At 54.2% G+C, this 12,769-nt stretch carries 8 protein-coding genes; all 8 read right to left on the bottom strand.

What is annotated here, in order from left to right; all coding sequences use genetic code 11:
* Positions 1-26: 26 nt before the first annotated feature.
* The 8 genes from AC0YNV_RS31235 to AC0YNV_RS31270 all read right to left on the bottom strand — a co-directional run bounded on the left by AC0YNV_RS31235 (position 27) and on the right by AC0YNV_RS31270 (position 12,717).
* Positions 27-2,825: an alpha-mannosidase gene (locus AC0YNV_RS31235; RefSeq protein ID WP_475771503.1), complete on the bottom strand. Its 2,799-nt coding sequence runs from the start codon at positions 2,823-2,825 to the stop codon at positions 27-29.
* A gap of 130 nt (positions 2,826-2,955) precedes the next feature.
* A complete protein-coding gene (locus tag AC0YNV_RS31240; RefSeq protein ID WP_475771504.1) occupies positions 2,956-3,984 on the bottom strand; it encodes a family 20 glycosylhydrolase in 1,029 nt (342 codons plus the stop codon).
* Positions 3,985-4,011: 27 nt separating this feature from the next.
* A complete protein-coding gene (locus AC0YNV_RS31245) occupies positions 4,012-4,965 on the bottom strand; it encodes a carbohydrate ABC transporter permease (RefSeq protein WP_210039898.1) in 954 nt (317 codons plus the stop codon).
* A gap of 271 nt (positions 4,966-5,236) precedes the next feature.
* Positions 5,237-6,130 (bottom strand): carbohydrate ABC transporter permease, encoded by an 894-nt coding sequence (locus AC0YNV_RS31250; protein WP_210039897.1) that lies wholly within the window; start codon positions 6,128-6,130, stop codon positions 5,237-5,239.
* Entirely contained in the window at positions 6,123-8,831 is a 2,709-nt protein-coding gene (locus AC0YNV_RS31255; RefSeq protein WP_475771505.1) for a DUF5696 domain-containing protein, read from the bottom strand. The genes AC0YNV_RS31250 and AC0YNV_RS31255 overlap by 8 nt, the downstream gene beginning before the upstream one ends.
* Before the next feature lie 24 nt (positions 8,832-8,855).
* A complete protein-coding gene (locus AC0YNV_RS31260) occupies positions 8,856-10,916 on the bottom strand; it encodes a YIP1 family protein (protein WP_475771506.1) in 2,061 nt (686 codons plus the stop codon).
* Between the two features lie 19 nt (positions 10,917-10,935).
* Positions 10,936-11,808 (bottom strand): carbohydrate ABC transporter permease, encoded by an 873-nt coding sequence (locus tag AC0YNV_RS31265; protein ID WP_475771507.1) that lies wholly within the window; start codon positions 11,806-11,808, stop codon positions 10,936-10,938.
* 6 nt (positions 11,809-11,814) lie between these two features.
* A complete protein-coding gene (locus AC0YNV_RS31270; protein ID WP_475771585.1) occupies positions 11,815-12,717 on the bottom strand; it encodes a carbohydrate ABC transporter permease in 903 nt (300 codons plus the stop codon).
* Between the last annotated feature and the right edge of the window lie 52 nt (positions 12,718-12,769).

The raw sequence follows: 12,769 nt of genomic DNA on the forward strand, positions 1-12,769 counted from the left end.
GCCATCTCCTTCCGCTTGATCATCTGCTATTCGTGAAGCCTCAGACTGAGGGTAACAATCTCCGCCCCCCGGACCGGGATATGATTCAAATCCGCCCGCTCCAGACGCTCTTCCATGATGCCGCTCCGCCAGCAGTCCGGGATTGGGGCTTCATTGGCAGCGTTGTCCGCCTTGCCTCCGAATGAAGGAGCAGCAGTCAAAACCTGCGGCCGCTTCGAAAGATTGTGCCAGCGCGCAATTACATCGCCGGTCTGCTCCGATACCTTCAGAGCGGAAAAAGACAGCATATCCCCCTGCCACGGCAGAAAGGAATGATCCGCCGACAGCTTCCCGGCATGAATGCCCGTCTGCTTCACCAGCAAGGGCATCTGGAATTGATAGGCTTCCTTCATAGAGGCGGCTGAGCCGTTGCACAGCAGGTCATCCTCCCCGGAGGGAGCTTCCATGACCGGGAATGGAATGATTTCCAGGCTCGTTTTATGCCCGCCAAGGCACTGGGCTTCCGGCGTCGGGAAGTAGCCCCAGTCCCCAAGCTCGCCTACGGCACGCAGCAGCGTGACGGCAATGGTACCTTTTCCATCCTGCAGAATTTCATATTCGTTCAGTCCCAGATTGGCAATGGTTAAGCCCTCGGAGTCCCCCTTCAGCGTAACGAAAGCCTGCTGATGCTGGCAGTTGCTCGGGTTGGACCACTGGGCAGAAGGCGTATTATTGCGCTCGGCTACCTCGAAGATGGAATCCGCCATATGCTTCTTGGCACAGAACCCGGTCTCGAACAACACCCGCAGACGGTGGTCATGCGCCTGATTATTGAACGAGCTGTCTACCTTCACTCCGCAGCCGCTGCGGTCAAGCGATACACGGGTAGTAATTTCAAAAGGAATCAGCGCAGGCGACCGGCCGGACCTCCTGCCCGTGAACCAGACAAGCTCCCGCCGCTCCTGCTCCAGTAGAGAATCCGCCGATTGGGGAATCATCATCAGGTGCCTGATCTCGAAGGCCGTATGATACGGCGTATCTTCAAGTACCCGGATATCCGCATGCGTTCCTCTGGTGGTAATCGGCTGGTCATGGTTTGGCTGGCGGTACATGTATTCATTGCCGATATCTCCGGTATTCTCATAAATGCATAATCCCGGCAGCTGAACTCCCGTCCGTTTGTCGGTGATTGTTAAGGAGCCGTCTGCTTCAATGGTCACCGCAAGGTTGTTATTCTCCATCGTGGTGCTGCCGGTGATCATGGAGCCGAGAGCTTCCTGCGTTTCAACCGGCTGGTGATCGCGCAGCAGCGCATACGTCGCGTGCCCAAGTGCCGGAACGTTCTCCACCTCGAACCGGACCTGTACGGATCTCGCAAAATAAGGCTGACGGAACCGGTCCTCCGGCAGATCGTAACCGAAACGCAGGCCAAGATCCGTAATATCGCCGCTGATCTCGCCGCCCTGTGAATCAATCATCCGCAGCCCCGGCATGTCGATTGCCTTCAAGGCTTGCTTCATATCACGAAAGCCCATTCCTTCACTGAAATAGATGCGCTGCAGTTCAACATCGGCTGTAATCACGCCGCTGCGCTTCCAACCGGAAGAATTGACGATGACAAGCGGATACGCCTCCTCCGCTTCAACAGCGGCAAAGCCGCTGGTATCGATGCTGCCGGTCAGCGAGGCAAGGCTATCTTCAATAATCGCTTCCGCCAGATGCCTGCTTCGGGCAAAGCGGGCGACCATCTCCGCATGGACCTCATCCACGCTGCAGCCGCAAATACTGTCATGGGGATGGTTCTGCATCAAGGTTTTCCAGGCATGTGTAAACAGATGATGCGGATAGGCTGCCCCGGCGATGTGGGCGAAGACCGCCAACGGCTCGGCGGCTTTCTCCAGCAGCGCCTGGCCCTGCTGATTCATCTGCTTCAGGTAGATCCGGGAGGACGCGGTATTGACCAGCGTGGACCAGCCGTCCGTATGCTGGCTGCGCAGCTCTCCCTTGACGACGGATAACCGCTCAGGCAGCGATGCCTGCACAGCCTTGATGTAATCGTCGAAATTCGAATGGACGAAGTTCAGCTCCGGATACAGCTCCGAGGCTGTCTTGATGGCTTCTGCAGCATCGCGCTGGACGGGCTGGTGGTCGCAGCCGTTCATCATTAGCCAATGCGGCGTTGAGGCATATTTGGCTACTTCCTCAAGCTTGCGGCTCCAATAGTCCCGGGCTGCCTCACGGTCCTTCGGGATTTCATTCCCGTTGCTGTACCAGTTGGCGAACAGGATGCCGAGCACCCGCGAGCCGTCCGGCGCTTCCCAGACCATTTCCGAGAATGGGGATTCATACTCCTGCGAATCAGACACCTGATTATTGAAGCCTGTCGGCTTGACGCCGCGGCCGAATACCGCATTCGCAATTCCGGCCTGCAGCAGCAGCTGCGGAGCCTGCCCCATATTGCCGAACGAATCCGGAAAATAGCCGACTTTGGAAATAGCGCCATATAGACGCGCATCCTGATGGCCGTAGAGCAAATTGCGCACATTGGCTTCGCTGCTTGTCAGAAACTCGTCCTGCAGAATGTACCAGGGACCGATATGTATCCGCCCTTCACGGATCATCCGCTCCAGAAGCGGCCTTTTCTCCGGGCGGATCTGCAAATAATCCTCCAGGATGATCGTTTGGCCATCGAGATGGAAGCTCCTGAAGCCGGGATCCTGTTCCAGCGTTTCCAGAAGCGTATCCATCAGCTTGATTAGCCGGACGTGATGCTTCTCATATGGCAAATACCATTCGCGGTCCCAGTGGGTATGTGAAATAATATGCACCGTTGTGGATGAGGTCAATAGCTTCTTCTCCATTCTCGGATGTAGGTTCGATGTATAGTACAGATAGTAAACACGCTGATAGCGGCCGACTCCACGGTTTAATACATGACTGCAGCAGACAATGCAGCTCCGCCCTGGGCTCAGCCTGTCACTGCGTATCTTCCTGCAGACGGTTCATCATTGTCCTCAGCGTGGCCGCAATGCCGGCAATATCCCCTTTATCCTCCCCCAGACCGCCTTCGCCGAAGAGAGCCGATACCAGCTTGGCTCCGGTGGCGTTCCAGCCGGTCACGAGCATGCCCGGCATCCGGTCCAGCGCGCCGCGCTCCTTGGCCTGCTGCACGGACTGGCGGAAAAATTCAAGCGCCGCTTCCGGCGTTTTCCAGCAGGAGGGCCATACCGTAAAGCCTTTATCCAATAGATGACCCACCGACGGGTATGCATCCAGCATGTCGTAATGCCAGTCGCACAGCACGATATCCTTGGGGATACAGTCCACTGCCGGCCATATACCGTGAATATCCCCCTCCCACTGGTCATATCCCAGACCATGCGCGTCGATCAGGCGATCGGCCCACATCAGCATCTGCACCTGGCGTTTGCCGACCACATGGCCGTAATAATCATTCGCAGCTTTCGCGAACAGCTCCGCTTTGTTCTTGCCGCGGCAGCGGGGACATCCTTCGTCGGCAATGGCGAACACCTCATCCATGCCCACATGAAGCGCATCCGCCTCGAACGCATCAATCAATTCATCCATCAGGTCGAAGACTAGCGCGTTTACATCCGGATGCGACGGACACCAGCTCGGACAATAAAATTCCGGCCATTTGGCGTCGGCTGGAACATGCGGCGTTTCGTCAAATTCGGGATAAGCGCGCAGCAGCGAATTCCTTCCGCCGCCCCATCCCTGGTGGCCCAGACAATCCAGCAGGGGAATCAGGCGGATTCCCCTGCTTTTGCACAGCGCCGATAATTCCCGCGCGTCCTGTCTGGTCAGCGTACCGCCGGATACCTCCGGATGAGTGCTGAATTGAAAATTTGTATTCACTTCCAGAATCAGCACATTGACGCCCATAGGCACCAGCGCTTCCTCAATGACTCTTTTTAAATGATCCACATCCTCATGCGATCCGAAACGCATATGAAAACCGCGCAGACTCCATTCATTATTCATGGTTGTTACCCTCCTCGAAGCTGATTGCTAACCGACAAGTCCTGTACGCTCCACACCCTCGACGAAGTACCTTTGAACGAAGAAATACATAATAATCAGGGGCGCTGTCAATAGAAGAACGCCGGTATTAAGCAGCATCGACTGATAGACCAGATCCGGTTCCCTGCCCAGCACCGAGCCCATATCCATGAGCTGGGTCGACAGCACCTTCACTTTGCTGAAGAACAAGGAGACATAATAGCTGTCATTCCACTGCCACACGAAGGAGAACAGCAGCACCGTCACTATCGCGGGCAGGGCGTTCGGGAGCATGATGCGGTAGAAGGTCTTGAAGATCCCCGCTCCGTCGACCAGCGCCGCTTCTTCAATTTCCTTGGGAATCCCCCGGAAAAATTGCCGGAAAATAAATATATACAGTCCGTTCTTCAATCCCATTCCGGTCGCGGAGGAAATCAGAAACGGCCAGAACGTATCGATCAAATTCAGACTCTCCCTGCCGGAGAACAGTCCGACCAGACCGAATAAATCAAAATAACGATAGGTCAGATATAGCGGAATCATGATCGTTTGCGGCGGAACGACAATCGTGAACACGACCAGTCCGAAGAGCAGTCCGCTGCCTTTGAATTTCAGCCTGGCAAACGCGTAAGCCGCCAGCGCGCAGGTCGCCAGCTGAATCAGCGTCGTACCAGAGGAAATCAGAAACGTGTTCAGGAGCGTAGAGAAATAGTTGGTCGCTTCCATGGCAATCTTGATATTATCCAGAGTAAAGTTCCGGGGAATCCACAGCACCGTGGGGTCATAAATGTCCACCTTGCTGCGGAAAGCGACCGAAAGACGAAGGAACAGCGGGAACAAGATAATAAAGCAAAACCCGACAACCAGCACGGTCCGGACGATGATCCACAGCCATTGCTTGATCTTCTCCAGCGGATTAAATTTGGTACTCAGCAGCTCCGCATAAGCGGCAGGCGATTTCATTGACGATTCCTCCCTTCGGTAATCATACCGGTTTAAGAAAACTCCAGAGCGGGCAGAATGCCCTTTTGATGCAAATATAAGAAAGTATAAAATTTCCCCATACATTGCTTATATTTTTGAGGGAAGAAACCAACTTGCCCGCCAGAGGACGGTAAAGCCGTATCTTTTTAACCTTATAGAATGTATAAGTTTCACCTTTATCCATTTCTATAAGGTCTGAGGGAAGAAACTTGCTTCGCCGCCAAAGGACGGCGACAGCCGTTTCTTCTTGCTAGTCATAATAAAACACTTTCCTCGATATGATGCTTGTGGACACGCCCAGAATCACAGCAACCACCAGAAAGTACACCCATGACATGGCCGCGCTTTGGCCGAATTCGAAGGACTTGAAGGCCGTCTCCGAAATCAGCGAGTTGATGGTATTGTGATTGAACGAATCAATGATGGAATACACCAAATTGGTCAAAATCAGCGGCGTCATCATCGGAAACGTAATTTTCCAGAATATTTCGTAGCCTGTCGCCCCTTCGATCCTGGAGGATTCATACAGGGATGGCGAAATCGACTGCAGACCCGCCAGAAAAATCAGAATCTGCACGCCGGATGAGCTGATAATTTCATATATCCGGTCCACCGCACCGGTAATGTAGTTGACGAACACGGGAGCAAGGCCCGATTCGATCAGCATTTTTTTCAGCTCGAAGCTCTGCATCAGGCTGCCTTCGCTCTCTCCGCCGCCAGCGGGAGCCGAGCCGCCGACAAAGCTGCTGATATCCAGGTTGGCGATTGCGGCAGAGGCCAGGATCACAGGCAGGAAGAAGATCGCCCTGGCAACGGCGCGGCCTCTGAATTTCTGGTTGAGCAGCACAGCGGCAAACAAACTGAAGATAATGATAATCGGCACATTGACGACCATATTCGTAATGGATTCCGTCAGCCTCCGGGGAAATTCCGGATTGGTCGTAAACAGATTGCCGTAATTCGAGAACCCTTCGTAATCGACCGCAAAGCCGCCTTCAACCAGACGAATGGAGCTTAAGCTGAAACGGAAGGATTCGATCAAGGGCAAAATAAACAGCAGCACCATTCCCAGCATGAGCGGGGATGCGAACAGAACCCCGTACCAGGCTTTTTTCTGCGTTAAGGTCAATGGCTTCCTAAACATTCTGCTCACCGCCTACCCGGTAGCTTAAGGCCTCGATTTGCAAGCCGTTCACCGCTGCCGCCGTATTGTTGTAGTTGATTGTGATGGTTATTCCGTTCCCGAATGTTGTCCGAACGACGCCCGGCGCCGGTTTGCTGTGCTTCACAATCGGTTGATTGCGCACTTTGGCAAGCACCGGATTGACTTCGTCATACAGCCCGACCGCTTCTTCAAACCAGCTTTCGTAGCTCAGCGCATACAAGCTGTTGAATTCCGTATCCTTTACCTTGGCTGAATCGCTGTACGTCCACTGATAGAAGACATTGGAGCCGGTCTCCAGCGCTTTGAGCATCGACAAACGGGGATTCTGCAGCTCATCCATATTGTAAGGGGAGCCTGCCAAATCAAAATAGCCATGCAGGGCTATCTGATAGAACGGAATATCCTCATCGGTAATATTCATGCGGCTGCTCCGGACCGGCGCGTTCACAATGATATCCGCATAAGGCAGGCTGTAGGCGCTGCCGCCGCTTATCATCAGCGAGCCTGCCTGCTTCTTCAGCTTATCCGTCTGACCGGCAATGACCGCGAGCGCGTCCTGACGGTTAACGGACCTGCCTGGGTCAAAGTCCGAATTGACTTCATTGCCCATATCCCGCAGGGACAAGCCCCTGTTCCCGATATCCGCAAAGTCACGCAGAAAACCGTCCACCTGCTTCGGCAGCGCCGCCGGCGACAGGATGTAGTGGGAGAACCTCGCCGTATTCTTGGCATACATAACCGGATCGTATTGATAAATAGCCGCTTTGCTCCGGTCCAGGAAGGTTGCCGAGCCTGACGAGCCCTTGTATTTCTCCATGAAAGCCACATCCGGATAAAAGCCGATTCCATTCTGCTTCACATAATTGGCCAAATCCCGGAATCCGCCACTGCCGCCCAATGCTCCGGCAATGCTGATCCTGGACGGGGAAGAATGGTTGATGCCGCCGTTAAACCAGCCGACATAACGCAGATCGATCTGCTTGATCCCGGCAGCCCTCAGCTTCTCGAGCAGCGTCCGCGCCTCGCCGAAGCTGGTCAAGGATTCCGCAGCTTGATAGGGAATGCCGAGGAATGATTTGCTTTTGCGGAACGCTCCGGCAAGCTCCAGGATAAATGGCGCATCTGCAGCTTCCGCAAGCGGCTTCAATTGATATTTCTCCGCTAGATATGTCCGGTACTGTCCGGCCATTCCGACATAATCGGCGGATGCTCCGGATAGAAAGGAGTAACGAAGCTGCAGGCTGCCCCCATAGATTTTGTTCTGGAACATGGGGACGGAGCTTGTTTTGGTGCCCGAGGTCAAGGTGTAGAAATCCATCGCCACGACTTGAAACTTGCCGCTGACCGCGTTATAGGAATCATTGCGCCCGCTCACGTCCGCCGTCACGCTGGCCAGTGCATCGCCGTCCTCAATAATGCCAAGGAGCGCATGATCATTTTGTTTCATACCGAATACCGGAAGGCGGGTGATTTGATTGGATTGAATCCTCTCCCGCACATCGTAGGTGCCGTCATTGCCGTATACGGACAGGCTGTAGGGCTCCGCGTTCTGCTTGCCGCTGTTCAGATGGATCAAGGCTCCCGAGCCGTCAGGTACAAACAGATACCCGGATTTGTCCGTACCCGCAGCGCCGAAGTATTTAAGCACCTGCACCGTTGCCAGGGGATAGGCTTTATTGTAGACCAGCTCCCGGGCCGGCACGCTTACGATCAGATTCCCGCCGTCAAGCGTATATTCAACCGGCACGGTGAACTCCGCATTTGCGGCGGCGGCCGCTTCACCGGCTCCATTGGCCTTATTGTCTTCAGCGGCGTCATCGGCTGTGTAGCCTGCCGCCTCAAGCAAAGCGGAGAGCTCTTCCGCGACATAATCCTGAAGCTTGCGGACCATGTAGATCTGCTTTTGCTCATCCAGACTGAATTTGAACGCGACATCCTTGCGTGTTTCCTCATCGGCAATCTGATCGAGGATCTGCGTCTGAAACCGCTCCTTGCCGATGACTTTGGGAATGTTGGCATAGCTTTTGGCAATATTGCCGATCCGGTATACCACCTTGAGCCCGTTGTCCATGGCCGAGATTTCAAATTGCTCCTTCGCTACGCTGTCATCATAACTGTTGAACGCATTGACCTGCCCTTTCTCGTTGTAGTAGGTAACCAGCACCTGTGCGGACAGCTCGGATTTATACAAGGGCGAAGCCTTGGGATCGTCTGCTCTGCCCTGTGGATTAGAGAACCAGATATAACCGTCCCGCAAATCCTTCACGGCGGTTTCCGCCGTTTCGCGGTTTACATAGAGCTGGAGCGACTCATTTTCCGCAACCTTCTCCATTGCCCCGAGCGCCTGAATTTCCTGCGGCGTGTTGGAAGAGAGCGTTCGAGCTTCCTGGGATGTGTTCGCGGAAAGCGCTGCGGTTTGCCCTTTAGTATCAAGCTGCCTCTTGTTATCTGTCTGACCTTGAATTTCAGGCTGTCCCGTCGTATCGGTCAGCTCCATCACTCCGGTATGCGCACCTGCCCCGGTTTGCTGCTGCTCCGTCCCTTCGCCATTCCCCGAAGAGAGCCCGGTTCCGGAGCTGCCCACTTGAGCCCCCTGTTCGCTGTAGCTCAAGGAGCCCATGCCGCTTATCAGGAGCGCCGCACACAGGATAACGGCGATCTTTTTCTTCTTGACAGCCAAGGGCCATCCCTCCTTCCCAGCCGATTACAATCTGAATGAGATTTCCTTGTAGACGGATGCGGCAAAGCTGATCATTTGCTGAAGCATGCTGAAGAACAGAACGCCCAGGAAAATAATGATCCCGATCACGACAAGCGTGAGCAGCATCGTCACGACCGTTTTGCCGGCGGAATATTGATGAACCGTCATTGTGCCGGTAAAGAGCAGCCAGATGAACCATATGATCGCCAGCGCATCCAGGAGATAATAAAACGCGCTTTCACCGCTGGTAATCATATTGCTGTACAGTGTTTGCGGGATATAGATGATGACAAGAGGAAGCAGGGAATAAGCGGTCGCCATGACGATTTCCTTGAATTTGCCTTCCCCGTCCATCAACGTGGTCAGAGACCAGTTGGCCACGCACCACAGCAGGAACGGCAGCACGATAAATTTCAATTCATCCAGGCTGCTCAGCTGCTCCGGGTTGTTGAAGTTGACGACAAAGCCGCTGTACTGCCTTCTGACAATCGTGGCAATGACCAGCAGGACCACAATGCCAAGCGCAACCTTGATTCTTCCCTTATGCTCGTATTTCATCTCCCAAAATCCGTTAAAGGGATGAATCATCGTATAGAACGGATTCTGGATGATCCCGAATTCCCGCTCGTATTGACCTGCGGATTTCCTTCGGCCTCCAAGCTTCACAGCCGTGACCAGGCCTGCAGCCAGCAGCGCGATAACGAGCACGATGGTGCCGAAATGGGCGAATACGACATCCTTGCGGTACCGCTTGAAGCTTTCCGAATAATACTCCCGGTTGTTGCCCAGCTTGAAATAATCCATCGCCGCGCGGTTATCGCCCTGCTTGAGCAGAGACTTGCCAATGCCGATATAAGCGACATCGAAATTGCCGTTAAGCTGCAGCACCTTCTTCCATGCTGCGGTCGATTGATCCGTCCTGCCGTTATAGAGCGAGACGACAGCATCGCGAATCCAGCTGCCATAGGGGGTCGGCTCGAAGACGGACAGCCGGTTATTGTCCTTGTCCAGCACCAGCATGCTGCCTCCCAGCATTTCAATCGCGGCAGGCGTGCGGAATTTGCTCTGCTGGCTGCCAAGCCCGCCGAATTGATACAGCAGATTGCCGTCCTTGTCGTAGGTGAAGATCCGGCCCCGCTTGGAATCCAGCGCGCTGTACATGCCACCTTCATCCGAGATGATATCGACGAAGATCGAGCTGCCCGGGGAACTGCCTGTCTCAAGCGTCCCGATATCCCCCTTCGGCGGAAAATAGCCTTTGCTGCGCAAAATATCCACGCCTGACGGATTCAGCCGTTTGATCGGCTGATCGGAATTTTCCTCCGAGGTCGAGGTATAGATAAACCCATCCCCGTCGATATCCAGATTGTTGAACTCCAGCGGAATAAACTGCTCCATCTGCTGGCGCTGGGCTTTGGTGGAGATCCGCTTCCAGAAAAGATCGGCAGGACTGAATTTCACCCGGTTGGTGCCAATGAATCCATTGAAGAGGCCGTCCGCGTCGAATTCCATGATGCCTTCATAGGAGCCGCGGCTGACGACATAAATCCGCAGCGCTTTATCCACGGCCACTTTAATCGGGATATACTGGAAGCCTTCGCGCAGCAGCGTTGATTTGGGTTCGTCCACGATACGGACCAAGCGGCCTTCGCTCGTGAGCTCAACCAATCGGCGGTTCTGGGTATCCGCCACATAAACATGGCCCTCTTCATCGCTGAAAACACCTTCCGGCTGGTTGAACCCGTCCTTGCTGCCGTCATTATCGAATTCCCGGAACACCGCAGAGATCTGCAGCTGTTCATCCAGCACAACAATCCGGTTGTTCCCCGTATCGGCTATGTATACTTGATTGCCCGGTCCGACGAACAGGTCCTGCGGCGAGGACAGCGGGCCGATATTCCAATCGTCTCCGCCCATCACCCTGCCGAGCGTATAGGGATTCGGCGAAGGGACGGGATCGCCCCAATAGGAATAATTATAGGTATCGCTTGCGGAGGCCGTAACAGGAGCGGTCACACCGGTCAAGAGCGTCATGATAAATAATGCGGCGATGATTCGTTTCATCTTTAGCTCCCCCCCCCTGCTATTCCTTCAGCCCCGATGTGGACATCGTCTGAATGATGTTGCTCTGCGTCACGATGAATACGGTGATCGGCACGAGCATCATGAGCAGCGTTACAGCTGCCACGGGTCCCGTCCTTGCAAGGCCGCCGCTTGCGATTTGTCCGAATACGTAGTCAACCGTCTTGAGCTGCTCGCTGTAAATATATTTGTGGCTGGTCACCGAGCCGTTCGTCCATAAATTTTGCAGGGAAAAAATAATGAGCGTCAGCCATGCCGGCTTGACGATCGGCATGACAATCTGCCAGTAGATCCGGTACTCGCTGGCCCCGTCGATCTTGGCAGCTTCCAGCAGTGCGTCGGGAATTTGCTCCATAAACTGCTTCATCAGGTACAGGCCCAGGGTCATTCCGAAGGCCGGCAGCAGAATGGCCCAGAAGGTGTTGATCAGACCCAGCATGGAGATGATCATATAGTTCGGCACCTGGGTAACATAAGCCGTGAACATCAGGGAAAGCACCACGGCCCCGAACAAAATCCGTTTACCCGGAAAATGGAGCTTGGCAAGCGGATAAGCCGCAGCCGAGGCCAGAATGACATGGCCTACGGTACCCACGATGGCAATAAAAAACGTGTTGAACACATATCTGGAGAACGGAACCCAGGAATCGCTGAAGATGCCGACCAGATCCGTAAAGTTCTTGAAGGTCGGATTGCGTACGAACAGCTTCGGAGGAAACGAAAAAATTTCATCCAGCGGCTTGAACGCGTTGCTTACCGTGAACACCAGCGGCAGCGCCATGAAGCAGGCGACCCCAGCAAGCAGCAGAAACAGCAGAATATCCCCCGTCCACGATCGGTTCAATCTTTTAGGCAGCTTGAATGTCAGTCTCATTTTTTTCTATTCACCCACTTTGGCCAGCAGCTTCTGAGTCAGAAGATTCGCGCCGAGCATAATGCTAAACAATACGGTGGCAATGGCCGAGGCATAACCCATTTCAAACCGGATGGAGCCGTAATCCACCAGATGCGTGACAATCGTGTGGGCGGAATAGTCGACGCTTGGGAAGCCGATCAGGTAGATCGAAATTTCGGCGACGGAGAAGGCCAGCGAAATCTGGATGACCGCCCCGAACATCAGCTGCGGCCGCATGGCCGGCAGGGTAATAAACCACAGCTCCTGCCAGCGGTTGCGGATGCCGTCGATGCTTCCCGCTTCATATAAAGTACGGTCCACATTCTGCAGCCCGGCGATAAAAGCGAGGAAAGCCGTTCCCAAACTGAGCCACAGCTGCACCATGATCAGAATCCCCAGCACGTAGCGGGGATCCTGCAGCCATTGGATCGGCTCCAGGATGATTCCCCACTTCATCAGGAAGGAATTCGCGTAACCGTACGAATCGCTGGCAAACAGCAGCTGCCAGATCAGGTAGGTGTTTCCCGCAATCGACGGGGCATACAGAATCAGCGTCAGAAGGGCGCGCAGCTTCGGACGCAGCTCATTGATCAGCCATGCGAACAGGAAGCAGGCCAGGTAGCTGACCGGTCCGGTTATGGCGGCGAACAGGAACGTATTCTTGACCGCGATCAGGAAGATGTCATCCTGTACGAACAGACGCGCATAGTTCTGCCAGCCGATCCACTTCGGCGCCTCCAGCAGATTGTAGTTCGTAAAGCTCAGCACCAGCGACAGCAGGACCGGGACGATCGTAAATGTGCCGAAAATAATAAAATATGGCGCCATGAGCACATAAGCATGCTTGTTTTTTTTCATTTCGATAAACAGGCGCGTCCATCTGGACATCAACAAATTGCCCGGCTTTTGGCTGCCTGGAATACCCGTTCTCCCCATGAGG

The sequence above is a fragment of the Paenibacillus sp. JT31N11 genome (assembly GCF_056269285.1).

Excerpts from the sequence above, each read along its gene's own strand:
- AC0YNV_RS31240 (WP_475771504.1), bottom strand. The coding sequence starts at position 3,984 with ATGAATAATGAATGGAGTCTGCGCGGTTTTCATATGCGTTTCGGATCG.
- AC0YNV_RS31245 (WP_210039898.1), bottom strand. The coding sequence starts at position 4,965 with ATGAAATCGCCTGCCGCTTATGCGGAGCTGCTGAGTACCAAATTTAAT.
- AC0YNV_RS31250 (WP_210039897.1), bottom strand. The coding sequence starts at position 6,130 with ATGTTTAGGAAGCCATTGACCTTAACGCAGAAAAAAGCCTGGTACGGG.
- AC0YNV_RS31260 (WP_475771506.1), bottom strand. The coding sequence starts at position 10,916 with ATGAAACGAATCATCGCCGCATTATTTATCATGACGCTCTTGACCGGT.
- AC0YNV_RS31265 (WP_475771507.1), bottom strand. The coding sequence starts at position 11,808 with ATGAGACTGACATTCAAGCTGCCTAAAAGATTGAACCGATCGTGGACG.
- AC0YNV_RS31270 (WP_475771585.1), bottom strand. The coding sequence starts at position 12,717 with ATGTCCAGATGGACGCGCCTGTTTATCGAAATGAAAAAAAACAAGCAT.